This window comes from Streptomyces scabiei 87.22, assembly GCF_000091305.1.
Classification (GTDB): domain Bacteria; phylum Actinomycetota; class Actinomycetes; order Streptomycetales; family Streptomycetaceae; genus Streptomyces; species Streptomyces scabiei.
Genome location: NC_013929.1, coordinates 7,835,583 through 7,859,745 on the forward strand (window position 1 = coordinate 7,835,583; position 24,163 = coordinate 7,859,745).

Consider the following 24,163-nt stretch of genomic DNA (forward strand, 5'->3'; position numbering starts at 1 on the left):
GCTCGGATTGCGCCCCGTCGCGTTCGCGAAATCTTTGCGTTTAGGGAAGGGATCAGCGGGCAGAAGAATACGGGGCTCTACCCGCTGAATTCATGAATTCTATGGTGGATAAAAGGGCGGGGAAATTGCTCCGGCGGGAGTTCTTGTGCCTATGCCCGCGCCCAGACGTCCGCCGCCGCGCGACGGGCCGCTTCCGGGTCGGCCGTCCCGTCGCGCCCGGCCAGCGCCGTGCCCAGCGCCGCGAGACACGCGTCCACGGCCTCCTGGGCCGCGTCGGGGCCGTAGTGGTTCACCCGGATCATCTCCGAGGCCAGGGCGCCGCCGCCCGCGGCCAGCGGCAGGGCGGGGTCCACGGCCAGTGCCTCGGCCACCAGCTCCGCGGCGTCGACCCCGGCGGGTGTCCGCAGGGTCGTGGCGACCGGCGCCGCGTCGGCCGCCTCGTGGACGTACGGCTCCAGGCCCCCGCCCAGCGCGAGCACCCCCGCGCGGGTCGCCGCGGCGGCCGACGCGTGCCGGGCCGTCACCGTGCCGAGCCCCTCCTTCTCGATGCGCTCCAGGCAGGCCTCCAGCGCCAGCATCTCCAGCTGGGCCGGCGCGTGCAGGAGCGCGCGGCGGCCGCCGTCGATCCAGCGCTCCTTCCAGTCCAGCAGGGAGAGGTACGAGCGGCGCGGTGCCCGCGGGTTGGCCGCCATCCGCGCCCACGCCCGCTCGCTCACGGAGATCGCCGACACCCCGGCGGGCCCGCCCATGGCCTTCTGTGCCCCGATGACGCACAGGTCGACGCCCCACGCGTCCGGCAGCACCGGCTCGGCACCGACGGAGGCCACCGCGTCCAGGTAGAAGAGGGCGCCGTGCGCGCGGACGGCCTCGCCGATCTCCGCCACGGGGTTGGTGTTGCCGGTCGCCGCCTCCGCGTGGACCAGCGACACGAAGTCGATCGCCGGGTGCTCGGCGAACGCGTCCCGGATCTGCGCGGCCGTCACCGCCGTGTGGAAGGGCACCGCCAGGTCGATCACGGTCGCCCCGCAGTCCCGCAGCCAGTTCCCGAAGGTCTGCCCGTAGGGGCCGGTGATCACGTTCAGCGCGGTCGTGCCGGGCCCGGCGGCCCCGCGGATCGCACCCTCCAGCGGCAGCAGCGCCTCGCCCTGGGTGATCACGACGTCCTGGGCGGTGGAGAGCAGCCGGGCCACCCGGTCCTCGATCGACGCGAAGTGCGCCGCGCTCAGCGGGGCCAGATCCAGGAACGGGTGTGTCACGGGGTGCTCTCTTCACCGATGGGGTAGATGGTGTCGAGGGTACCGACGGCGCCCCCGCGCCCCTCACCGGAGACATCCGAGGTCAAGCAGCTCGATGACCATCGGATTGGTTTGGGAAAGTCAAACATCTCCTTATAATCGGTTGTCTCAAGTCCCCCCACAGGAGGTCTCCCCGTGAACTCGGTCCTCGGACGCCGGACGCGCACCCTGGCCGCCACCACCGCCGCGGCCGGTCTGCTGCTCGTGGCCGGCTGTGGCTCGGACGACGGCGGCAGCGGCGCCACCAAGACCGCGGCCGGCGGGGTCGAGCTGGTGAAGGCCGGCCAACTCACGACCTGCACGCACCTGCCGTACCCGCCGTTCCAGTCGGAGATCGACGGCAAGGTGCAGGGCTTCGACGTCTCCCTGATCGACCTCGTCGCCCAGGACCTGGGGGTGAAGCAGGAGATCCTCGACACCCCCTTCGAGAACTTCAAGACGGGCGCCTTCCTCAACTCCGGCGAGTGCGACCTCGCCGCGGCCGGTATGACCATCACCGACGAGCGCAAGAAGAACGTCGACTTCTCCGACCCCTACTTCGAGGCCACCCAGGCCGTCCTCGCGGACAAGAAGGCCGGCATCTCCTCCTTCGCGGACCTCAAGGGCAAGAAGGTCGGCACCCAGGCGCAGACCACCGGCGAGGACTACGCCAAGAGCAAGGGCATCGACTCCGTCTCCTTCGAGTCCTCCGACGCCGTCCTCAACGGCCTGCGCACCCGGCAGGTCGACGCCGTGATCATCGACTACCCGGTCGTCCAGGGCTGGCTGAAGGACAAGGCGAACGCCGCCGCCTTCGAGGTCGCCGAGCAGATCAACACCGGTGAGCAGTACGGCTTCACGGTGAGGAAGGGCAACACCAAGCTCCTCGCCGCGATCGACAAGGCGCTGGCGAAGGCGAAGTCCGACGGCACGTACAAGAAGCTGTACGAGCAGTGGATCGGCCCGTACGACGAGAGCGCCGCCTCCGCCGCCCCGTCCGCCTCATGAGCGTGACCGACCCCGACACACCGCTCCAGCCGAAGCGCAAGGGCCTCAGCCGGAGCCGCAAGCGCGCCCTGTCCCGGGGCGCGCAGTACGCCGTCTTCGTGGCCGCCGTCGTCGCCTTCGCGGTGTCGGCGGACTGGGCCCGGCTGAAGAACCAGTTCGCCCAGTGGGACATCGCCGAGCAGATGTTCCCGGACGTCATCACGCTGGCGCTCAAGAACACCGTGCTCTACACCCTGTCCGGCTTCGTGTTCGGGCTCGTCCTCGGCATGGTCATCGCGCTGATGCGGCTGTCGTCGGTGGGCCCGTACCGCTGGTTCGCCGGTGTCTACATCGAGATCTTCCGGGGCCTGCCCGCCCTGCTGATCTTCATCTTCATCGGTGTCGCCGTGCCCCTGGCCTTCCCCGGCACCCAGATCCCCGGCGGCACCTACGGCAAGGTGGCCCTCGCGCTCGGTCTGGTGGCCGCCGCGTACATGGCGGAGACGATCCGCGCGGGCATCCAGGCGGTCCCCAAGGGGCAGCTGGAGGCGGCCCGTTCGCTGGGCTTCTCACCCGCGCGCGCGATGGTCTCGATCATCGTTCCGCAGGCTTTCCGGATCATCCTGCCGCCGCTCACCAACGAACTGGTGCTGCTGTTCAAGGACTCCTCGCTCGTGCTGTTCCTCGGCGTCACGCTGGAGGAGCGCGAACTGTCCAAGTACGGACGGGACCTGGCCAGCACCACCGCCAACTCCACGCCGATCCTGGTCGCCGGCCTGTGCTACCTGCTGGTGACCATCCCGCTCGGCTTCGTCGTGCGCCGTATGGAGGCGAAGGCCCAGGAGGCCGTGAAATGAGCGAGAAGTCGCTTCGGGGCGGCCCCGAGATCCAGGTCCGCGCCCTGCACAAGTCGTTCGGCGACAACGAGGTCCTCAAGGGCATCGACCTGGAGATCGCCCGGGGCGAGGTCGTCTGTGTGATCGGCCCGTCCGGGTCGGGCAAGTCGACCCTGCTCAGGTGCGTGAACCTGCTGGAGGAACCCACAGGGGGCCAGGTCTTCGTCGGCGGCACCGAACTCACCGACCCCGACGTCGACATCGACGCCGTACGCCGCCGCATCGGCATGGTCTTCCAGCAGTTCAACCTCTTCCCGCACCTCACGGTGACCGAGAACCTCACGCTGCCGCAGCGCCGGGTCCTCCGGCGCGGCAAGGCCGAGGCGGCGAAGGTGGCCGCCGAGAACCTGGAGCGCGTGGGCCTGTCCGAGAAGGCCGACGCCTATCCGGCCTCCCTCTCCGGCGGCCAGCAGCAGCGGGTCGCCATCGCGCGCTCGCTGTCGATGGGGCCCGAGGTGATGCTCTTCGACGAGCCGACGTCGGCACTCGACCCGGAACTGGTCGGGGACGTCCTGGCGGTGATGCGGATGCTCGCGAACGACGGCATGACGATGATGGTCGTCACCCATGAGATGACCTTCGCGAAGGAGGTCGCCGACCGCGTGGTCTTCATGGACGGCGGCGTGATCGTCGAGGACGGCACCCCCGCCCAGGTCATCGGTGCCCCCCGGCACGAACGAACCCGTCACTTCCTCTCCCGCCTGCTCGACCCGGCGATGGCGAACGTGGAGGAGAACGACGGCACCGCCCCCTGAGGGGCGCGGCGAACCGCGCGACGAGCCACGACGGACCCGCAGTGGAAACGACGCCCCGGCGGAGCCGTATCGTGCGGTGCATGAACGACCACGCGGTGCTGCACGTCAAGGGACGCATCCTCGTCGGCCCGGAGGACGTCCGTGACGAACTCTGGGTCGTCGACGGCCGCGTCTCCTACGACCGTCCCCTCACCGTCGGCGACATCCGTACCGTCGAGGGCTGGGCCCTCCCCGGTCTGGTCGACGCCCACTGCCATGTCGGCCTCGGCCCCCACGGCCCGGTCCCCGAGGACGTCGCCGAGAAGCAGGCGCTGACCGACCGCGAGGCCGGCACCCTGCTGATCCGCGACGCGGGCTCCCCCTCCGACACCCGCTGGATCGACGGCCGCGACGACCTCCCGAAGATCATCCGGGCCGGCCGCCACATCGCCCGCACCCGTCGCTACATCCGCAACTTCGCCCACGAGATCGAACCGGACGAACTCGTCGCCCACGTCGCGCAGGAGGCCCGGCGCGGGGACGGCTGGGTCAAGCTGGTGGGGGACTGGATCGACCGGGGCGTCGGCGACCTGGCCCCGTGCTGGCCCCGGGAGGCCGTCGAGGCGGCCATCACCGAGGCGCACGTGCTCGGCGCCCGGGTCACCGCCCACTGCTTCGCGGAGGACTCCCTGCGGGATCTCGTCGAGGCGGGCATCGACTGCATCGAGCACGCGACCGGGCTGACCGCGGACCTGATCCCGCTCTTCGCCGCCCGCGGGGTCGCGATCGTCCCCACCCTCGTCAACATCGCCACGTTCCCGTCCATGGCGGACGGCGGCGAGGCCAAGTTCCCCCGCTGGTCCGCCCATATGCGCCGCCTGCACGAACGCCGCTACGACACCGTCCGCGACGCCTACGACGCCGGCATCCCCGTCTACGTCGGCACCGACGCCGGCGGCTCCCTCGCCCACGGCCTGGTCGCCGCCGAGGTCGCGGAGCTGGTCACCGCCGGGATCCCGCCCGTCGAGGCGCTCTCGGCCACCTCCTGGGCCGCCCGCGCATGGCTGTCCCGCCCCGGCCTCACCGAGGGCGCCCCCGCCGACCTGGTGGTCTACGCGGAGGACCCCCGCGCGGACGTGCGCGTGCTGGCGGCCCCGTCGAGGGTGGTCCTGAACGGACGGGTGGTCGGGTAGGGCCCCCTCGGGTGGAGCCCCGCGCTTCTCAGCGGTCCGCCAGGGTCATCGCCCGGTCCAGCGCCTGGAGGAAACCGTTGACCGTGACCCGGTCGCGGACCGCCAGGCGCAGCCACTCCTCGTCCAGCCCCGGGAAGGTGTCGCCGCGCCGGACGGCGTAGCCGAGGCTGCGCAGATGCCGCCGTACGGCGGTGGCGCGGGGCAGCCGGATCAGCACGAAGGGGCCCTCGGCGGGCTCGGCCACGACGAGCCCGTCGGGGGCGAACTCCCGGAGCCCGGCGACCAGATGGTCCCGGTCCGCGGTGATCCGGTGGGCCGCGTCGGCGGCCTCCGCGAGCGCCCGGTCCGACACGCACGCCTCGGCCGCCGCGAGGGCGGGCGTCGACACCGGCCACAGGGGCTGGGCGCGCTGCAGCTCGTCGATCGTGCCGGCGGCGGCGAGGACATAGCCGATCCGCAGGCCGGCCAGACCCCAGGTCTTGGTGAGGCTGCGCAGGACGACGAGGCCGGGCACGTCCGTCCGCCCGGCGAGCGCCTCACGCTCCCCGGGCACCGCGTCCATGAACGCCTCGTCGACCACCAACGTCCGCCCCGGCCGGGCCAGTCGGGCGACGGCCTCCGCCGGGTGCAGCACCGACGTCGGGTTCGTCGGGTTGCCGATGACGACGAGGTCCGCGTCCCCGGGCACGTCCGCCGGGTCCAGCCGGAAGCCGTCCGACGCCCGCAGCAGCACCCGGTCCACGGTGTGCCCGGCGTCCCGCAGCGCGGCCTCCGGCTCCGTGAACTGCGGGTGCACGACCACCGGGCGGCGGACCCGCAGGGCGCGGGCGAGCAGCACGAACGCCTCGGCGGCCCCCGCCGTGAGCAGCACCCGGTCCGTCGGCACCCCGTGCCGGGCCGCCACCGCCTCGCGGGCAGCCCGCCCGTCGGGGTAGGCGGCGAGCCCGGTCAGCGACCCGGCTATCCGCTCCCGCAGCCAGGCGGGCGGGGTGCCGGCCCGGACGTTCACGGCGAGGTCGACGAGTCGCGCGCCGTCGTCCCGCACCTCGGCGTCGCCGTGATGCCGAAGGTCGTGCCCCGCGTGCCGGGGGGCGTGTCCGTTCTCGGTGCCGGGTTCAGTGTGCATGGGAGTTCGTGTGTCCCCGATGGTGATGATCGTGGCCGTGGTGCCCGTCCTCGTCCGGCTGGACGCGCGGCTGCCGCGGCAGCCCGGTGGTGCCCCCGGCGCCGGACGGGACGGCGTCGTGGACGGAGGGTTCGAGGGGTGCGCGGTTCATGTGCGGGTCGCCCTCCAGCGCCTCCCGGTACCGCTTCACGACCAGGTCGAGCAGGTCCGGCTCGGGTCCGATGACATCGGCCGACCGTACCTCGATCTCCGGGTGAGCGGCAGCCCAGCCCTCGGTCTGCATCCGTGCCCGGTCCGCCGGTCCGCCGGCGAGCGGGACGTACGGCAGCACGACGACGCGCCGCGCGCCCAGCCGCACGCACCGGTCGAGGCCGCCGGGCACGTCCGGCGCCGCCAGTGACACGAACGCCGTCTCCACGCCCGCGTATCCGCGCCCCTCCCACAACAGCCGGGCCGCCCGGGACACCTCGGCGTTGGCGCCGGCGTCGGTGGAACCGTGCCCCACGAGGAGCACGGTCACCCCGGCCCGGTCGCCCGGCGTCCGGGGCGCGGCCGACGCCAGCGCCTCCTCCGCACGCCGCTCCAGGAGGTCCAGCAGGGCCGGGTGCGGGCCCGGCGGCCTGCCGTACGTGAACGCGGTCCCCGGGTGCCGCTCCCGGGCGAGAGCCAGTGCCGCCGCCGTGTCCCGGCCGGCCCGCTCGGTGCGCTCCGAGGTCAGCGGGACCACGGCGAACCGCCGTACCCCCTGGCCCACCAGCTCGTCCACGCTCGCGCCCAGCGACGGCCGGGACGTCCCGGCGAAGCCGCCCCCGACGGACAACCCGGGGTGACGGCGCCCCAGTTCGCGCAGTAAGCCGCGGAACGCCTCGGCCCCGGCCTCGCCCCGGGGGTCATCACCGGCGACGAGCAGGGCGGGCGGCGGGGTGGTCACGATGTCTCCTCGGATGCGGATGCGGATGCGGATGCGGATGGCGGCGGGGGTGGTTTCGGTCCTGCAACGGGAGCGTAGGTGCCCCGTGCATGATGATCATCATGCCGACCGGCGGCGGGTCCGGCGCAACCAGGGGTCCCCGGAGCGCCCGCCCCGGCCGAGGCGACGGCACAGGTGACCCTCGCCGGCCGGCCGTCCGTCGGGGCCGACTTCCGCTTGGGCACGAGGAGTTCGCCCCCGCCCACGAGCGCGGCGGCCTCCGCGACGGACGGGGTGCCCAGCGCGGCCAGGGGCCGGTCGGAGGGGTGCGGCACCTCCACCGCGGCCAACTCCCGCGCGGAGTACGTCACGAGGGGCACGCCGAGTCGCGCGGCGGCGCGGACGAGGCCGGGTTCGCCTGCCTTGCCGTCCACGGTGGCGAGGAAGGCGACCGCCCCGGACGGAAGGCCGGCCTCCCGCAGCACGTCCTCGATCAGGCCGACGACCTCCGCCACCGGCACGCCCCGGGAGGCGCCCACCCCCACGACGACGGGGCCGGGCGCGTGCTCACCCACGGCCGCGCCCCGCGGGGGAGCGAAGGAGACCCCGCCGCGCGGGCCGCTCCTCACTCGTTCGGGGTGCCGCGGCCGGCAGACCCCGCCGATCCGGTAGCAAGGACGCATGGCGGTCTTCGTGGCACTCGGCGCGTTCCTGATGACGCTGGTCGGCGGCTGGACGGCACAACGGGTGACGGACCGCCGTCATCTGGTGCTGGGCCTGGCCGGCGGCCTGATGCTCGGCGTGGTCGGCCTCGACCTGCTCCCCGAGGCCCTGGAGGCCGCCGGTGACGAGGTCTTCGGCGTACCGGCCGCGCTGCTGCTGTTCGTCGCCGGTTTCCTGCTGGCCCACCTCGTGGAGCGTCTGCTGGCCGCACGCCAGGCCGCGCACGGCGCCGAGGAGCACGACGGCCGTTCGCCCCAGGTGGGTCTGACGGCCGCGGCCGCGATGGTCGGGCACAGCGCCATGGACGGTGTCGCGATCGGCGCCGCCTTCCAGGTCGGGGAGGGCATGGGCGTCGCGGTCGCGCTCGCGGTCATCGCCCACGACTTCGCGGACGGCTTCAACACCTACACACTCACCAGCCTGTACGGCAACGCCCGTCGCCGGGCGCTCGCGATGCTGTTCGCCGACGCCGCGGCCCCGGTGCTCGGGGCCGCGTCCACCCTGCTGTTCACGATCCCGGAGGGCCCCCTCGGCTGCTACCTCGGGTTCTTCGGGGGCGCGCTGCTCTATCTCGCCGCCGCCGAGATCCTGCCCGAGGCCCACCACACCCACCCGGCCCGCTCCACCCTGCTGTGCACGATCGCCGGGGCGGCCTTCATCTGGCTGGTGGTGGGCGTGGCGGAGTGAGGGACCGGACGCCGGGCCGTGCGCGGCGCCGCCCGGGCGAGCGGTCATGACGTCCGGCATCTCTCCACGAACCGCGCGGCGATCCCGGGCTCGGCCGCCCAGTGGGTGTGCAGATAGCTCGCGTGCACCCCCCGCTGGACGAACCCCTCGACCCGTGGCCCGGGAGTCCGTACGCCCCAGGCGGGCGCCGGCCCCGCCCCCGGCTCCACGACCGTCCGGTGGAACTCGTGGGCGCGCATCCGGGTCCCGGCGGGCGCGAGCACGCTGTCGCCGACGGCCACGGCGTCCCGGTAGCCGAGCGTCAGCCGCTCGTCCATGCGGGCCGTCGCGTCGAGCACCCCGCACATGGGCCGCCCGTCCAGCTCCCGGCACAGATACAGCAGACCGGCGCACTCGGCGGCCACCGGGGCCCCGCCGAACGCCAGCTCGGCGACCGCCTTGCGCAGCGGCTCGTTGGCGGACAGCTCGGCCGCGTACATCTCCGGGAACCCGCCGCCGATCACCAGCCCGCCCGTCCCCTCCGGCAGCCCCTCGTCGTGCAGGGGATCGAAGACGACGACCTCGGCGCCGGCGGCGGTCAGCAGCTCGGCGTGCTCCGCGTAGGAGAACGTGAACGCGGGCCCGCCGGCCACGGCGACCACCTGCCGCCCGCCCACGGGTGCGACGACGGGCGGCTCCCACGCCGGACCCGACAGCGCCCCGGCGCTCCGGGCGAGCGCGACCAGCGCGTCCAGGTCGCACCCCGCCCGTACCTGCGCGGCCATCGCCGCGACCGCCTCCACCGCCGCGGCCTGCCGCTCGGCGACCGGCACCAGCCCCAGATGCCGGGACGGCGTGTCCACCTGAGGAGCCCGCCGCAGGACCCCCAACACGGGCACCCCGGTCGACTCCAGGGCGTCCCGCAGCAGCTCCTCGTGCCGGTCGGAGGCGACCTTGTTGAGGATCACGCCCCCGATTCGCACCCCGGGGTCCCAGGAGGCGAACCCGTGCACGAGCGCCGCCACCGACCGCGACTGCGAGGAGGCGTCCACGACCAGCACGACCGGCGCCCGCAGCAGCTTCGCCACATGCGCGGTGGAGGCCAGTTCCCCCTGCCCCGAGGCCCCGTCGTACATCCCCATCACGCCCTCGACGACGGCGATGTCGCACCCGTGGGCCCCGTGCGCGAACAGCGGCGCGACCAGGTCCGGTCCGCACAGGTACGCGTCGAGGTTGCGGCCCACCCGCCCGCTCGCGAGCGCGTGGTACCCGGGGTCGATGTAGTCAGGCCCCACCTTGTGCGGGGACACGGCGAGTCCCCGCTCGGTGAGCGCGGCCATCAGCCCCGTCGCCACGGTGGTCTTGCCGCTGCGCGAGGACGGCGCGGCGATCACCAGCCGGGGGACGGAGGCCACGGAGGAGTGAGACGTCACGATGTCACCACTCGATGCCCCGCTGGCCCTTCTGGCCCGCGTCCATGGGGTGCTTGACCTTCGACATGTCGGTCACGAGGTCCGCGAAGTCCACCAGCTTCTCCGGCGCGTTCCGCCCGGTGATCACCACATGCTGGGTGCCGGGCCGGTCGCGCAGCACCTCGACGACCTCGTCGGTGTCGATCCACCCCCAGTGCAGCGGGTACGCGAACTCGTCCAGCACGTACAGCTTGTACGTCTCCGCCGCGAGGTCCCGCTTGACCTGCTCCCAGCCCTCGCGTGCCTTCTCCTCGTTGTCCATCTGACCGTCGCGCTGCACCCACGACCAGCCCTCGCCCATCTTGTGCCAGTCGACGGACCCGCCCTCCCCGGACGCCCCGAGCACGCGCAGCGCGTTCTCCTCGCCCACCTTCCACTTCGCCGACTTGACGAACTGGAACACCCCGATCGGCCACCCCTGGTTCCAGGCGCGCAGCGCGAGCCCGAACGCGGCGGTGGACTTGCCCTTCCCGATCCCGGTGTGCACGAACACCAGCGGACGGTTGCGCCGCTGACGCGTCGTCAGTCCGTCGTCCGGTACGACACTCGGCTGTCCCTGAGGCATCTACGCCGCCCTCCCTGAAGTCCTCTGCGTTCCCTGCACATCCCGTACCAGCCCGGCGATGGAGTCCGCCCGCAGCTCGTCCAACGTCACCGCCGTACCGCCCAGTTCACCGGCCAGCCGCCCGGCGAGACCCAGCCGGACATGGCCAGACTCGCAGTCGACGACCACGGACGCGGTGCCCTCGGCCGCGAACAGCCGTGCCGCCCGCCCGGCGAGCGCGACGGGCTCGGGCCCGCCGGTCGCCCGCCCGTCGGTCACCACCACGACCAGCGGCCGGCGCGCGGGGTCGCGCAGCCGCTCCACCCGCAGCACGTCGTGCGCCTTCAGCAGACCGGCCGCGAGCGGTGTCCGCCCGCCCGTCGGCAGCGACTCCAGCCGGGCCGCCGCCGCGTCCACGGACGAGGTCGGCGGCAGCGCCACCTCGGCGGACGCGCCCCGGAAGGTCACCAGCCCCACCTTGTCCCGCCGCTGGTAGGCGTCGAGGAGCAGCGACAGCACCGCGCCCTTCACGGCGCTCATCCGCTGCCGGGCCGCCATCGACCCGGAGGCGTCGACCACGAACAGCACGAGGTTGCCCTCACGCCCCTCCCGGGTCGCCTGCCGCAGATCGTCGCGCCGGACCACCAGGCCCGGCCCGGAGCGCCCGCGCGTCCGCTGATGCGGAGCGGCGGCCTGCACGGTCGCCGCCAGATGCAGCTTGGTCAGCGCGCCACGTGGCCTGCGCGCCCCGGTGGTGCGCCCGTGCTCGGTCCGGGCCCGCGAGCGCCGCCCGGCGGCCCCCTCCCCGAGCCCCGGCACACTGAGCACCTTCGTCCGGAACGGCTCGGCGGCCCGTACGGCGGACTGCTCCCCGGCGGCCGGAGCCTGCGCCGGCACGCCCTCGCCGGACTCGGGCCGGGCGTCGCCGTCGCCGCCCTGCGGCCCCTCCGGCTCGGGAGCGGGGGGCTGCCCACCGCCACCGGGGCCGTCGGGCCCGGGATCAGGATCGTCGTCCTGCGGGTCCTGAGGGTCCTGGGGGTCCTGGGGTTCCTGCGGGTCGCGCGGCGGCTCCGCGAACTCCTCCAGCGTCTCGTCGAGCCTGTCCTCGTCGAGTCCCGGCGCGTCGAACGGGTTCCGCCGCCGCCGGTGCGGCAGCGCCAGCAGCGCCGCCTGCCGCACATCCTCCGCGAGCACCTCGGTCCGCCCGGCCCAGGCGGCCAGCGCGGTCGCCGTACGGGCCATCACGATGTCGGCGCGCATCCCGTCCACCTCGAAGGCCGCGCAGGTCGCCGCGATCTGCCGCAGCACCCCGTCGCCCAGCACCACGGACGGCAGCAACTCCCTTGCGTCGACGACCCGTTGCCGTACCTCGGCCTCCTCGGCCGCCCAACGGGCCGCGAAACCCGCCGGGTCGTCGTCGTAGGCGAGCCGGCGCCGTACGACCTCCACCCGCTGGTCCGGCTCCCGCGAGGCCGCGACCTCCACGGTCAGCCCGAACCGGTCGAGCAACTGCGGCCGCAGCTCGCCCTCCTCGGGGTTCATCGTCCCGACGAGCAGGAACCGCGCGGCATGCCGTACGGAGACGCCCTCGCGCTCCACGTACGAGGAGCCCATCGCGGCCGCGTCGAGCAGCAGGTCGACGAGGTGGTCGTGGAGCAGGTTGACCTCGTCGACGTAGAGGATGCCCCGGTGGGCGTCCGCCAGCAGACCGGGCTCGAACGCCTTGACGCCTTCCGACAGGGCCCGTTCGATGTCGAGGGCGCCGACGAGACGGTCCTCGGAGGCGCCTACGGGCAGCTCGACCATGCGGGAGGGCCGGGTCTCGAACGCCGGCTCGTGCGGCCCGTCCGGGCACGCCGGGTCCGGCTCGACGGGGTCGCAGGAGAACCGGCACCCGACGACGACCTCCACCGGCGGCAGCAGCGCCGCGAGCGCCCGCACCGCGGTGCTCTTGGCGGTGCCCTTCTCGCCGCGCACGAGCACGCCGCCGATTCTCGGCGCGATCGCGTTGAGGAGCAGGGCGAGTTGCAGGTCGCCCTGCCCGACGACGGCGGTGAAGGGGAAGTGCGTGCTCACGCGGTGGTCCCTCCTGCAAGTGAATGAATGAGACGAGTGCGGACCGGCGGGACGAACAGCACGGGGCGGCGCAGCCCCTGCCGTTCGGGGGCGCGGGGCTGTGACATCTGCGGCTCCGCCGCGTGGGCGCGAGAAACACCACCGGCCGACGGACGACGTTCCCTCTCCCGGCGGGGACGACCCGGCGCCCTCATCCGGGCACCCCCGGCAACCCCGGCGCCCCCGGCGGAACGAACGGCAGCCCGGCAGGCGCCCCCGACTCGATGAGCCGCCACAGCGCGTCGGTGTCCGCGTGCTCCTCGATCAGATCGCCGAGCCGGTCCAACTGCTCCTCACGCAGCGCCGCGAACGACGTGTCGGGGGCCGGGACGAAGCGGCGCCCCGAGGCCGCCGCCACCTCGCGCAGGAACGCCCGCCGGAACCCGTCCGACTCCAGCGACCCGTGCCAGTGCGTGCCCCAGGTCTGGCCGACCCGGCATCCGTCCAGGAACGGCTCCCCGCCCAGGACCTCGGCGACCCCGTGATGGATCTCGTACCCCTCGACCCGCTCCCCGAGAGCCTCGCCGGCCGGGCGGGTGAGGGTCTTGTCCTCGGCGAACCGCACCCGGACGGGAAGGACTCCGAGCGCCGGGACATGCCCCTGGCGGCTCTCGACGTCGTCCTCGATGTGCTCCCCCAGGAGCTGGAAGCCCCCACAGATGCCGAGGACGGGCCGCCCCTCGGCGGCCCGGCGCAGCAGCGCCTCGGCGAGTCCCCGTTCCCGCAGCCACTCCAGCGCCCGCACCGTCCCCCGGGTCCCCGGCACGACGACGAGGTCGGCGTCGGCCAGTTCCTCGGCCCGGTCCACGAACCGCACCACGACACCGGGTTCGGCGGCGAGCGCGTCCACGTCGGTGAAGTTGGACATCAGCGGCACCGCGCACACGGCGACCCGCAGCACGTCCTCCCCGACGGGCGGCGCCACGTTCGACTCCCGGACCGTCCCGCGCAGCGAGACGCGCAGCCCGTCCTCCTCGTCGATCCCGAGCCCGTGCCGGAACGGCAGCACCCCGTACGTCCGCCGCCCGGTGAGCCCGTGCAGCATGTCGAGCCCGGGCTCCAGCAGGGAGACGTCGCCCCGGAACTTGTTGACGAGGAACCCGGCGACGAGGGCCTGGTCCTCGGGGGAGAGCAGCGCCACGGTCCCGAAGAAGGACGCGAAGACCCCGCCGCGGTCGATGTCGCCGACGACGAGCACGGGGAGCCCGGCGTTCCGGGCGATCCCCATGTTGACGATGTCGGTCCGCCGGAGATTGATCTCGGCGGGGGAGCCGGCCCCCTCACAGATCACCGCGTCATACGTGCCCCGCAACTCGGCGAGGCAGTCCAGCACGGTGCCGAGCAGCCGCTGTTGCCGCCCGCCGTGATAGCCGCGCGCGCTCATCTCGCCCACGGGCCTCCCCAGCAGCACGACCTGGCTGCTGCGCTCGCCCCCGGGCTTGAGCAGGACCGGGTTCATGAGCGCGGTGGGCTCCACCCGGCAGGCCTGTGCCTGCATGGCCTGCGCCCGGCCGATCTCGGCGCCCTCCTTCGTCACGAAGGAGTTGAGCGACATGTTCTGCGCCTTGAAGGGTGCGACCTTGACGCCCTGCCGCACGAGCCACCGGCAGATCCCGGCGGTCACCACGCTCTTGCCGGCATCGGAGGTGGTCCCGGCGACCAGCAACCCGCCACTCATCCCTGACTCCTCCACCGGCTCGCGATCCTTCCGCGCAGCGCCGCCGCACCCGCGCCTACGCCCAGCGCGAGCCAACTCACCCGCCGGGACAGCCGGACGGCCCGCTCGATGTCCTCCACGGCGACCGCGCGTCCCTTCCCGTTCAGCACGGGCCGGTGCTCGACCCGCCCCCCGTACGACAACGTGCCCCCCAGCCGCACTCCGAGCGCCCCCGCGAACGACGCCTCCACCGGCCCCGCGTTGGGACTGGGATGCCTCCCCGCGTCCGCCCGCCAGGCCCGTACGGCACCCCGGGCGTCCCCGCCGCAGGCCGCGGCCAGCACGGCCGTCAGCCGGGCACCCGGCCACCCCACGACGTCGTCCAGCCGCGCGGAGGCCCAGCCGTAGCGCCGGTACCGCTCCGAGCGGTGCCCGACCATGGCGTCCAGGGTGTTGACGGCCCGGAACCCCACCAGTCCCGGCACCCCGCCGACGGCACCCCACACGAGCGCCCCCACCACCGCGTCGGAGGTGTTCTCGGCGACGGACTCCACGACGGCCCGCGCGATCCCGTCCGCGTCCAGCGCCTGGGGATCCCGCCCGCACAGATGGGGCAACCGCGCCCGCGCGCCCTCGACATCGCCCGCGGTGAGGGACCGTCCGACGGCTCGCGCCTCCCGCCCGAGCGAGGTCCCTCCGACGACGGCCCAGGTGGCGGCGGCGGTCAGCCCGACGGAAGCGGCCCGCGACGGCCGTACGGCGGCCGAGGCGACGGCCCCCAGGGCGACGGCGCCGCCCGCGCACACCGCGGTGTGCAGCGTGCCCCACCCCCGGTGGTCCCGCCACAGCACCCGCTCCACGGCCCCGGCGGCCCGGCCGAACGCGGCGACCGGATGCCCCCGGCGCGGGTCGCCGAGCAGCAGATCACCGAGGAGCCCGGCGGCGGCGCCGTACGCGAAGACGCGATCGGCACGCACCCGTTCAGCCGTTCACGGGGTCGGTCGGGGGCCGGACGCCGGTCCCCGGGGGGCAGCCGTACAGGACGCGCATGGCGATATGTCCTCACTCAGGGTGTCCACGCCCTGGTTCGACGAGACCGACGGCGAGAGTTCCTGGCTCCCGGGAGGCGTTCGACAGCCGCTCCCCGGTGACAGTGGCGGGACCGCGCCGGACTCGCACCGGCTTCCTCTCCTGCCGTCGTACATGGCCCCGGCAGTCCACCACGCCCCCGGAAGACCCGTCAACTTGCCGTTGACCTGCGACGCGACGGTGTGCTCAGCCCCACACCGCCGGCATCACGTCCTCGGGCACGGAGAACCCCCGTGAGCGTCGTGGGACGCGCACGGGGGTTCTCGTTCGGTCCGGCCCCAGGGCCGGATCAGCGGCTGATCAGGCCATGATCAGGGAGATGCCGTACGCCACCGCCGCCGCGCACAGCGCGAAGCACGCGTACGCGCCCGTGGTGGCCATCGCCACCGAGTCGCCCCGGGCCGACGCCTCCTCCCGCTTGGAGAGGCCGACGATGCCGAGGGTGAACAGGCCGACGAGGGCCACGGTGACCACGAGGCTGACTCCGAAGACGGAGCCGAGAGCTGCCCAGTCGATGTGCATGGTGGTGATCTTCCTCAGGGAGTCGTGGGGCTCAGACCGCGGGCGTCGGCGTGGACGAGCCCGCCGCTGCCGTGGTCTCTGCGGCGGGGGCCGGGATGGTCGCCGTCAGGTCCTCGGTCACGGTGCCGGCCGGCGGCGGGGTCACGGCGGCCATCGCCGTCGTCACCACCCCCGGCGGTTCCTCGGTGTCGTTCACGTTGGTGTGGTCGATCACCTCGCGGCGGGAGACCAGCCAGATCGCGACGCTGGAGGCGATGAGGAAGACCGCGACGACGGCCGTGCCCCAGGTGCCGAAGGACGTCACCCACTCGGCCAGCGCGGCGACCAGCGCCGCCGCCGGCAGGGTCAGACCCCAGGCGACGAACATCCGGGTCGCGGTGGACCAGCGGACCACACCGCCCTTGCGGCCCAGACCCGCGCCCATCACCGCACCCGAGACCGAGTGCGTGGTGGAGAGCGAGAAACCGAGGTGCGAGGAGGCGAGGATGACCGTGGCCGCGCTGGTCTGGGCGGCGAAGCCCTGCTGCGGCTGGAGGTCGGTCAGGCCCTTGCCCATCGTGCGGATGATGCGCCAGCCGCCCAGGTAGGTACCGAGCGCGATGGCCGTACCGGCGGAGACGATGACCCACACCGGCGGGTCGGAGTCGGGTGCCAGGGTGCCACCGGCCACCAGGGCCAGCGTGATGATGCCCATCGTCTTCTGGGCGTCGTTCGTGCCGTGGGCCAGCGAGACCAGACCCGCCGAGGCGATCTGACCGGCGCGGTAACCCTTGCCGCTGGCCTTCTCGTTGGTGTGCTTGCCGAGCTTGTACGTCAGCCGGGTGGCGAGCATCGCCGCGAGACCGGCGACCAGCGGGGCGGCGACGGCCGGGATCAGCACCTTGGTGACGAGCACGTCCCCGTGCACCGCGCCCACGCCCACCGAGGCGATCGTGGCACCGATGAGGCCGCCCATCAGGGCGTGCGAGGAGCTGGAGGGGAGTCCGACCAGCCAGGTCAACAGGTTCCAGAGGATGGCGCCCACGAGCGCCGCGAATATGACCTCTGGCTGTATGCCGGACTCGTCGACGAGCCCCTTGGAGATGGTGTTGGCGACCTCGATGGAAAGGAATGCGCCGACAAGGTTGAGCACGGCGGACATGGCCACCGCGACCTTGGGCTTCATCGCGCCTGTCGAGATGGTGGTGGCCATCGCGTTGGCGGTGTCGTGGAAACCGTTCGTAAAATCGAACGCAAGCGCGGTGATGACCACGATCGCGAGGATCAGCGAGAAGTTTTCCATTTACCCGGGCTTCTTTCGGACGTCATTGGCATGAGGACCGTAAGCAAGCTGGGTGAACGGAAGATGAACTGGGGCGGGCGCGCGGGTGTAGTGAATGAGGGGTGGTCCCTCCGCTTGTGCGCGCGTGAGGGAACCGGCCCCGGCGGGGCGGCGGCCCGGCGTTCGAACGCAGGCGGAATGCCCAGGTCCGGGCTCTGTTCGCCCCCCTCTGCTCACCCCCTGTTCCCGGTGGACTCCGTACGGTCGGCTCGCACGGCTGTGGGAAAAGTTCTGGCCATCGGGGTGACCGCGCCTGGCAGGATCGCGGCATGGCTGAGCAGCGGCGTGACGTCCGGGACGAGCGGGGCGTGGACGAGGTGAACGAGGCGGACGACGACGCGCGGGACGCGCGGGGCGCGGGGCGGCGGGAGATGCCGGACGAGGTGGCGCGGGCGTGGGACGAACTCGTCGCCACCGCCCGGCGGACGGTGGCCGACGGTCTGGTCGTCGGCACCTCCGGCAACGTGTCCGTGCGCGTGGGGGACACCCTCCTGGTGACACCGACCGGAGTGCCGTACGACCGCCTGACGCCGGACGACGTCACGGGCGTCGACCTCACCGGCCGACAGGTCCTCGGCACGCTCCGCCCCACCAGCGAACTCCCCATGCACCTGGCGATCCACACCACGGCCGGGGCCCGCGCCGACACCACGGCCGGGGCCCGCGCCGACACCACGGCCGGGGCCCGCGCCGTCGTCCACACCCACGCCGTGCACGCGACGGCCGTCTCCACCCTCGTGGACGAGCTGCCGCTGATCCACTACATGTCCGCGGCGCTCGGCGGTCCCGTCCGGGTCGCCCCCTACGCGACCTACGGCACCCCGGAGCTGGCCGAGAACATGCTCCGCGCCCTGAGGGGCCGCACCGCCTGCCTCCTCCGGAACCACGGCACGATCGCCTACGGCGACAGCCTCGACGAGGCCTACGACCGCACGACCCAGCTCGAATGGATGTGCCAGGTCTGGCTGAAGGCGTCCTCCGTCCCCCACCTCACCCCGCATCTGCTCACCCTCGGACAACTGGCCGAGACGGGCGAACGCCTCAAGGGCTACGGGCAGCCGGGCTGACCACCGGGGCCCCGACCGGCGGTGATCGCGAGCCGCTCCCAGGGGGCCGGCCGTCCCGCCCCGGCCGGCGGTCCCGGTCACCCCCGGGGCGCACGCCCACTGGCCCCCGGCGCGGTCCGCCGGGACACTGGAGCCGTGCGTGGAGTGAGAGCGGCAGCATCGGCCCTCGGGGTCGCGTTCGCCGCCGGAGCGGCCAGTGTCGCCGCCGGCCGGCTGGCGAGCGACGTCGCGCTGAAGGCGCCGCCGGGCGCACCCCTGCCCACCGAACCCCGGCTGACCGTGCACTCCACCGCGGCCGGCCGCATCGCGCTGACCCGGGCCTTCGCCTCCCGGCGCCCGGGCACCTACGGCCTCACCGGCAACGGCTCCCACGCGGTCGTCGGCGGCGTGCTGAGCGGCGCCCCGCACGCCCCGGACGCGGTCGTCCGCCGCCTGGAGCGCGTCAGCCGCGGCACCCTGGAGCCCGGCGACAAGGTGTGGCTCACCCCCGGCCTCCACGTCGGCGACCCCCGCACCGCGCTCGGCCTCGACCACGACGACGTCGGGATCCCCGGTGAACTCGGCACCCTGCCCGCCTGGTTCGTGCCCGCGGCCCGGGACACCTGGGTGATCGCCGTGCACGGACTCGGCGCCACCCGCGAGCACACCCTGAACGTCATGGAGTCCCTGCACCGCCACCACTTCCCGGTCCTCGCCCCGGCATACCGGGGCGACCCGGGCGCCCCCCGCTCCCCGGACGGCCTGCACCACCTCGGCGAGACCGAGTGGCGCGACGTGGACGCCGCCCTCAGGTACGCCGTGCGCAACGGCGCCGGGCGGGTCGTCCTGTACGGCTGGTCCACCGGCGCCACCATGGCCCTGCGCGCCGCCACGCACTCCGCGCTGCGCGGCCGCGTCGCCGGACTGGTCCTGGACTCGCCGGTCCTCGACTGGACCGCCACCCTGCGGGCCCTCGCCGCCGCCCGCCGCACGCCCGGCCCCCTGCTGCCCCTCGCGGTGCGCGCCGCCCAGGGGCGCACCGGACTGCGCGCCACCCCCGCCGGCCACGACGCCGCGCCGTCGGACCTCCGGGTGCCGACCCTGCTCTTCCACGGCCCCGACGACACCGTCGCCCCCTGGGCCCCCTCCCGCCGCCTCGCCGCCCTGCGCCCCGACCGGGTCACCCTCCGCACGGTCCGCCAGGCCCCGCACGGCGCCATGTGGAACGCCGACCCGAAGGCGTACGAGGAGAGCCTCCGCCGCTTCCTCACCCCGCTCGGCTAGGCGGCCGCGGGCCGCCGGGAAACCCGCCGGAACCCCGCTCGCGACTGAGAGGTACGCCACATTCCGCTTAGCGGCGCGTCGACGCGATCCCCGTCCGCCCCGACCCCCGGGGAGCCCGTGAAGACCCGGTGCGTTGGCCACCCCTGTCGCCCGCTGTGACATTCCGTTTGGGTTTTCGGACCGTCAACCGGAAGACTGCCCCCGTGACGTCCCGTAACCCGCGCGACTCCAGGCTCCGCCTCGTCGGCCCGCGAACCCTGGCCGCCGCTCCCCGAGCAGCAGTGACCCAGCGCCGCCGACCGGCCCCCCGGCCCCCGGAGGGCACCCCACCGCCCGCGGAGCTCGCCCGCATGGCCCGCGCCGTCCTGGCGGACGCCGCCCGCGTCGCCCACTGGGCCGACACGGCCCTGCGCCCCGGCCGCGAGGGCGCCAACCCCGACGGCAAGGGCACCCTCTCCGCCGCGACCGCGGAACGGGCCGCCGCCGACCTGGGGCTGACCCCGGATCAGGTCCGCCACGACTGGGACACGGCACGGCTGGCCGGCCTCGTCGAGGTGCACGGCGACAGCGCGCGCCCCGGCTGGCGACTGCGCGCCTGGCACCGCGACGACAGCGCCGTGCTGCGCGGCTGGGTCGCGTTCTTCGACGCCTGGTCCATCGCCTACCCCGAGCCCGAGGACCGCGAGCCCGCGGCGGTCGCCGAGGTCGTGTCGGCCATGCCCCAGGTGCTCTCCTTCCTCCAGCTCTCCGCCGGGCCCGTCCCCGTCGAGCAGCTCCTGGACCTCCTGGAACAGCGGGTCACCGAACTGCGCACGGAACGCTGCGAGATCCCCTACGTCCCACCCGTCGCCCACCACCACCCTTCTGACGAGGCGCTGCGCGCCGCACCTCCTGATCCGGAGCCGAGCCCCGAGCCCGCCGAGGACACCCCCCTCGCCCCGCTCCTCGACTGGTCCCTGCGCGCCCTCGCCTCCGTGGGCGCCCTCACCTACGGCGACGCCCACGCCACCCTCACCCCGCTCGGCAGCTGGGCGGTCTGGGTCAAGCTGGAGCAGATCTGCGTCGCCGCGCAGAGCCCCGCCGGGAACATCGAGGTCTCCGCCGAGGACATGCTCAGAGGCTGCGCCCAGCTCCGTCCGAACGCGGCCCGCGCCGAGTACCGCGCCTGGCTCGCCGCCCGCCCCGTGGGCGGCGCCGTCACCGAACTGATCGCCGCCGCGCGCGGCGAGGACGCCCTCATCCGCGGCCTCGCCTTCGAGGCCCTGCGGGTCGTCGGCGCTCCCGCCGAGCCCGACGTCCGCACGGTCGCCGACGAGACCCCGCTGCGCCCCTACGCCCTGCTCTGGCTCGCCGAGCACGACGGCGCCGACCCCGAGGACGCCCACGAGGTCCTCACCCGCGAGGAGTCCACCTGGCTCTGGGTGGACACCGCCGCCGCCGTCGCCGACCACGGCGAGGCCCCGCTCCTGGTCCGGCACCTGGAGTCCGCGGTCCAGCCCACGGTCCCCGCGCTGCTGGCCGAGGTCCGCGCGGTCGGCCACCCCCGCACCGTGCAGGTCCTGGTCGCCCTCGCCGCCGCCCACCCCGACCCGGCCCTCGCCAAGGCCGTCCGGCGCGCCGCCTTCCAGGTGCACACCGGAGGCAGCTGACCGGGGGAGAGGCGCGGGGGAGAGGCGGGAGGGCGCCTCAGCCGCCCGTCTCGGGGGCGTAGGTGCCGAAGCTCCACACATTGCCCTCGGCGTCCCGTGCCATGTAGTCCCGCGAGCCGTACTCCTGGTCCGTCGGGGGCGTCAGGATCTCCACGCCGTGCTCCACGGCCCGCCGGTGGTGGGCGTCCAGCTCGTCGGCGGACACGACGATGTACACCCCGGCGGGCCCGGCGCCCTTCATCGCGCCGTCGAAGACGCTGCCGCTGCCCTTGGAGCCGATCATCACCGCGCCGTTGCCCTGCGTCAGCTCGGCGTGCTGCACCACGCCGTCCTCGCCCTCGTAGACCGACAGCTCGGTGAAGCCCAGCGCCTCCGTGAGCTGTCTGATGGCGGCCCTGGCGTCCGCGTACAGCAGTGTCGGATAGATGCTCGGACGTCCCGCGCTCCTGCCCGCCATACCGATCACGACCTCTCCGTCGTCCGGAATACGACCCGCTGCCCAGTTTCGCACCGGCCACCGACAACGCCCGGGCGGCGGACGGGCCGCGGCGGGACCCGGCGCGCCGGTGACCGAGACCACGTGATCCCTTGTCACACGGGCGGAAAACCGCTTGCCGCCCCCAGTTAGAATCGGCCCATGGCCATTCTCCTCGCGCATTAGACGGCGGGAACGTCCTCAGCCGCCCACCCGCCACCCGATCCGCCCTGGAGTCTGTCCGTGATCTCCGCCTCCGCCGTCGAGCTGCGCGCCGGTGCCCGCGTCCTCATCGAGTCCGCCACCTTCCGCATCGCCAAGGGCGACCGCATCGGTCTGGTGGGCCGCAACGGCGCCGGCAAGACCACCCTCACCAAGTGCCTGGCCGGCGAGGGCATCCCGGCCGGCGGCACCATCACCCGCTCCGGCGAGGTCGGCTACCTCCCGCAGGACCCCCGCACCGGCGACCTCGACGTCCTCGCCCGCGACCGGATCCTGTCCGCGCGCGGTCTCGACGTACTGATCCGCAAGATGCGCGAGAACGAACAGCGGATCGCCAACGGCCAGGGCGGCACCCGCGAGAAGGCGCTGAAGCAGTACGAGCGCCAGGAGACGGAGTTCCTCACCAAGGGCGGGTACTCCGCCGAGGCCGAGGCCGCCACCATCGCCGCCGCGCTGAACCTGCCCGACCGGGTGCTCGGCCAGCCGCTGCACACCCTCTCCGGCGGTCAGCGCCGCCGGATCGAGCTGGCCCGGATCCTGTTCTCCGACGCCGACACCCTGCTCCTCGACGAGCCGACGAACCACCTCGACGCCGACTCGATCGTCTGGCTGCGGGACTACCTGAAGACCTACCGCGGCGGCTTCATCGTGATCTCCCACGACGTCGACCTGGTCGAGACGGTCGTCAACAAGGTGTTCTACCTGGACGCCAACCGCGCCGAGATCGACGTCTACAACATGGGCTGGAAGCTCTACCAGCAGCAGCGCGAGGCCGACGAGAAGCGCCGCAAGCGCGAGCGGCAGAACGCCGAGAAGAAGGCCGCCGCGCTGCACTCGCAGGCCGACAAGATGCGCGCCAAGGCCACCAAGACGGTCGCCGCGCAGAACATGGCCAAGCGCGCCGACCGGCTCCTCGCGGGCCTCGACGCGGTCCGGGTCTCCGACAAGGTCGCCAAGCTGCGCTTCCCTGAGCCCGCCCCCTGCGGCAAGACCCCGCTCATGGCCGAGGGTCTGTCCAAGTCGTACGGCTCGCTGGAGATCTTCACCGACGTCGACCTGGCCATCGACAAGGGCTCCCGGGTCGTCATCCTCGGCCTCAACGGCGCCGGCAAGACCACCCTCCTGCGTCTGCTCGGCGGGGTCGAGAAGCCCGACACCGGTGAGGTGATCGAGGGCCACGGCCTCAAGCTCGGGTACTACGCCCAGGAGCACGAGACCCTCGACCCCGAGCGCACGGTCCTGGAGAACATGCGCTCCGCCTCCCCCGACCTGGACTTGGTCGAGATCCGCAAGACGCTCGGCTCGTTCCTGTTCTCCGGCGACGACGTGGACAAGCCCGCCGGGGTCCTGTCCGGCGGCGAGAAGACCCGGCTGGCGCTCGCGACCCTGGTGGTGTCCTCCGCGAACGTCCTCCTCCTCGACGAGCCGACGAACAACCTCGACCCCGCGAGCCGCGAGGAGATCCTCGGCGCGCTGCGCACCTACAAGGGCGCGGTCGTGCTCGTCACCCACGACGAGGGAGCCGTCGAGGCGCTCCAGCCGGAGCGGATCATCCTGCTGCCGGACGGCGTCGAGGACCTGTGGGGCGCGGACTACGCGGATCTCGTGGCGCTCGCCTGAGCGAACAGCCGATCGGAGGGGCCGGCAGTCCGGGTTGATCAACTGCCTCTGGATCATTCGGCCCATCCGTGATCCACCATCTGTGTGAGATCTCCTCGTACCGGGGTGTGTCCTCCATCGATTTCACGGCCGAGCCCCTGTGTGTGCAGGGCTCGGCCGTCGTGCGTCTCTGACCAGGCACTTCACGGAGCGGTCCGTTCGGGTGTACGGACAAGCCCGGGTGGAATCACAGGTTCCGCTCGTGAGTGCGCGCTCCTGTCGTCACAACCTTGTCCCACGGACCTTGCCGAATGGGTGGCCATCACGCCCCGGAGGGGTGATCATGAGGAGACCAGAGCGCACTTCCCATGAGGAGGACCGGGTGGCCGAGACTCTGAAGAAGGGCAGCCGGGTTACCGGCGCCGCGCGCGACAAGCTCGCGGCAGACCTGAAGAAGAAGTACGACTCCGGTGCGAGCATTCGGGCGCTGGCCGAGGAAACCGGCCGCTCGTATGGCTTCGTGCACCGGATGCTCAGCGAATCGGGTGTCACGCTCCGAGGGCGTGGCGGCGCGACGCGGGGCAAGAAGGCCGCCTCGGCCTGACGCGCCGGGCGGTCCATCGGCTTCGATGGCGGGCCATCCGGTCGGTCGTCCCCCA

The 24,163-nt window shown here is 73.6% G+C and carries 22 protein-coding genes and 1 riboswitch; of the genes, 10 read left to right on the top strand and 12 right to left on the bottom strand.

What is annotated here, in order from left to right; all coding sequences use genetic code 11:
- Window positions 1-149: 149 nt before the first annotated feature.
- Window positions 150-1,256 (bottom strand): pyridoxal-phosphate-dependent aminotransferase family protein, encoded by a 1,107-nt coding sequence (locus tag SCAB_RS33855; protein WP_013004617.1) that lies wholly within the window; start codon window positions 1,254-1,256, stop codon window positions 150-152.
- 174 nt (window positions 1,257-1,430) lie between these two features.
- Between SCAB_RS33855 and SCAB_RS33860 the strand changes: the two genes are divergently transcribed.
- The 4 genes from SCAB_RS33860 (at window position 1,431) to SCAB_RS33875 (ending at window position 5,084) form a co-directional block, all read left to right on the top strand.
- Window positions 1,431-2,282, top strand: a complete 852-nt coding sequence (locus tag SCAB_RS33860; RefSeq protein ID WP_013004618.1) for an ABC transporter substrate-binding protein — start codon at window positions 1,431-1,433, stop codon at window positions 2,280-2,282.
- Window positions 2,283-2,284: 2 nt separating this feature from the next.
- On the top strand, window positions 2,285-3,118 hold the full coding sequence (locus SCAB_RS33865) for an amino acid ABC transporter permease (RefSeq protein WP_013004619.1): 834 nt from the start codon (window positions 2,285-2,287) through the stop codon (window positions 3,116-3,118).
- The gene (locus tag SCAB_RS33870) at window positions 3,115-3,912 is read left to right on the top strand and encodes an amino acid ABC transporter ATP-binding protein (RefSeq protein WP_013004620.1); all 798 of its coding nucleotides are present in this window, start codon (window positions 3,115-3,117) and stop codon (window positions 3,910-3,912) included. Before SCAB_RS33865 ends, SCAB_RS33870 begins: the two co-directional genes overlap by 4 nt.
- 80 nt (window positions 3,913-3,992) lie before the next feature.
- On the top strand, window positions 3,993-5,084 hold the full coding sequence (locus tag SCAB_RS33875) for an amidohydrolase family protein (RefSeq protein WP_013004621.1): 1,092 nt from the start codon (window positions 3,993-3,995) through the stop codon (window positions 5,082-5,084).
- A gap of 28 nt (window positions 5,085-5,112) precedes the next feature.
- Here the strand turns inward: SCAB_RS33875 and cobC are convergent, their stop codons facing one another.
- Genes cobC through SCAB_RS48735 form a run of 3 tightly spaced genes read right to left on the bottom strand, consistent with a single transcriptional unit; the run spans window position 5,113 to window position 7,695 of the window.
- Window positions 5,113-6,210, bottom strand: a complete 1,098-nt coding sequence (cobC, locus tag SCAB_RS33880; RefSeq protein WP_041669970.1) for an Rv2231c family pyridoxal phosphate-dependent protein CobC — start codon at window positions 6,208-6,210, stop codon at window positions 5,113-5,115.
- Complete coding sequence (locus SCAB_RS33885) at window positions 6,200-7,141, bottom strand: sirohydrochlorin chelatase (RefSeq protein WP_013004623.1); 942 nt, start codon at window positions 7,139-7,141, stop codon at window positions 6,200-6,202. The genes cobC and SCAB_RS33885 overlap by 11 nt, the downstream gene beginning before the upstream one ends.
- Window positions 7,138-7,695, bottom strand: coding sequence for a cobalamin biosynthesis protein (locus SCAB_RS48735; RefSeq protein ID WP_013004624.1), 558 nt, complete (start codon window positions 7,693-7,695; stop codon window positions 7,138-7,140). Before SCAB_RS48735 ends, SCAB_RS33885 begins: the two co-directional genes overlap by 4 nt.
- Before the next feature lie 106 nt (window positions 7,696-7,801).
- Between SCAB_RS48735 and SCAB_RS33895 the strand changes: the two genes are divergently transcribed.
- Window positions 7,802-8,530 carry a ZIP family metal transporter gene (locus SCAB_RS33895; protein ID WP_013004625.1) on the top strand — a complete coding sequence of 243 codons (729 nt, stop codon included), beginning with the start codon at window positions 7,802-7,804 and terminating at the stop codon, window positions 8,528-8,530.
- Window positions 8,531-8,574: 44 nt separating this feature from the next.
- Here SCAB_RS33895 and SCAB_RS33900 read toward each other — a convergent pair whose 3' ends face one another.
- From SCAB_RS33900 to SCAB_RS33930, 7 genes are all read right to left on the bottom strand, one after another.
- Window positions 8,575-9,942, bottom strand: a complete 1,368-nt coding sequence (locus tag SCAB_RS33900; RefSeq protein WP_231885161.1) for a cobyrinate a,c-diamide synthase — start codon at window positions 9,940-9,942, stop codon at window positions 8,575-8,577.
- A 4-nt stretch (window positions 9,943-9,946) separates the two neighbouring features.
- Window positions 9,947-10,546 carry a cob(I)yrinic acid a,c-diamide adenosyltransferase gene (cobO, locus tag SCAB_RS33905; protein ID WP_013004627.1) on the bottom strand — a complete coding sequence of 200 codons (600 nt, stop codon included), beginning with the start codon at window positions 10,544-10,546 and terminating at the stop codon, window positions 9,947-9,949.
- Complete coding sequence (locus SCAB_RS33910; RefSeq protein WP_013004628.1) at window positions 10,547-12,601, bottom strand: putative cobaltochelatase; 2,055 nt, start codon at window positions 12,599-12,601, stop codon at window positions 10,547-10,549.
- Window positions 12,602-12,791: 190 nt separating this feature from the next.
- Window positions 12,792-14,318, bottom strand: coding sequence for a cobyric acid synthase (locus SCAB_RS33915; RefSeq protein ID WP_013004629.1), 1,527 nt, complete (start codon window positions 14,316-14,318; stop codon window positions 12,792-12,794).
- Entirely contained in the window at window positions 14,315-15,274 is a 960-nt protein-coding gene (locus tag SCAB_RS33920) for a cobalamin biosynthesis protein (RefSeq protein ID WP_013004630.1), read from the bottom strand. The genes SCAB_RS33915 and SCAB_RS33920 overlap by 4 nt, the downstream gene beginning before the upstream one ends.
- Window positions 15,275-15,403: 129 nt before the next feature.
- Window positions 15,404-15,486: riboswitch (cobalamin riboswitch) on the bottom strand.
- Window positions 15,487-15,686: 200 nt separating this feature from the next.
- Window positions 15,687-15,908 carry a hypothetical protein gene (locus SCAB_RS33925; protein WP_013004631.1) on the bottom strand — a complete coding sequence of 74 codons (222 nt, stop codon included), beginning with the start codon at window positions 15,906-15,908 and terminating at the stop codon, window positions 15,687-15,689.
- Between the two features lie 31 nt (window positions 15,909-15,939).
- On the bottom strand, window positions 15,940-17,190 hold the full coding sequence (locus SCAB_RS33930) for an inorganic phosphate transporter (protein ID WP_013004632.1): 1,251 nt from the start codon (window positions 17,188-17,190) through the stop codon (window positions 15,940-15,942).
- 308 nt (window positions 17,191-17,498) lie between these two features.
- Between SCAB_RS33930 and SCAB_RS33935 the strand changes: the two genes are divergently transcribed.
- The 3 genes from SCAB_RS33935 (at window position 17,499) to SCAB_RS33945 (ending at window position 21,208) form a co-directional block, all read left to right on the top strand.
- Window positions 17,499-18,296, top strand: a complete 798-nt coding sequence (locus tag SCAB_RS33935) for a class II aldolase/adducin family protein (protein ID WP_037728224.1) — start codon at window positions 17,499-17,501, stop codon at window positions 18,294-18,296.
- 135 nt (window positions 18,297-18,431) lie between these two features.
- Window positions 18,432-19,559 carry an alpha/beta hydrolase gene (locus SCAB_RS33940; RefSeq protein ID WP_037728225.1) on the top strand — a complete coding sequence of 376 codons (1,128 nt, stop codon included), beginning with the start codon at window positions 18,432-18,434 and terminating at the stop codon, window positions 19,557-19,559.
- 203 nt (window positions 19,560-19,762) lie between these two features.
- On the top strand, window positions 19,763-21,208 hold the full coding sequence (locus SCAB_RS33945; protein WP_173402929.1) for a hypothetical protein: 1,446 nt from the start codon (window positions 19,763-19,765) through the stop codon (window positions 21,206-21,208).
- Window positions 21,209-21,245: 37 nt separating this feature from the next.
- On the opposite strand, the gene SCAB_RS33950 is transcribed toward SCAB_RS33945, so the two are convergent.
- Entirely contained in the window at window positions 21,246-21,674 is a 429-nt protein-coding gene (locus SCAB_RS33950) for a VOC family protein (RefSeq protein ID WP_037728229.1), read from the bottom strand.
- 252 nt (window positions 21,675-21,926) lie between these two features.
- Between SCAB_RS33950 and SCAB_RS33955 the strand changes: the two genes are divergently transcribed.
- A complete protein-coding gene (locus SCAB_RS33955) occupies window positions 21,927-23,525 on the top strand; it encodes an ABC-F family ATP-binding cassette domain-containing protein (RefSeq protein WP_013004637.1) in 1,599 nt (532 codons plus the stop codon).
- 361 nt (window positions 23,526-23,886) lie between these two features.
- The gene (locus SCAB_RS33960; protein WP_006123601.1) at window positions 23,887-24,108 is read left to right on the top strand and encodes a helix-turn-helix domain-containing protein; all 222 of its coding nucleotides are present in this window, start codon (window positions 23,887-23,889) and stop codon (window positions 24,106-24,108) included.
- Window positions 24,109-24,163 lie beyond the last annotated feature (55 nt).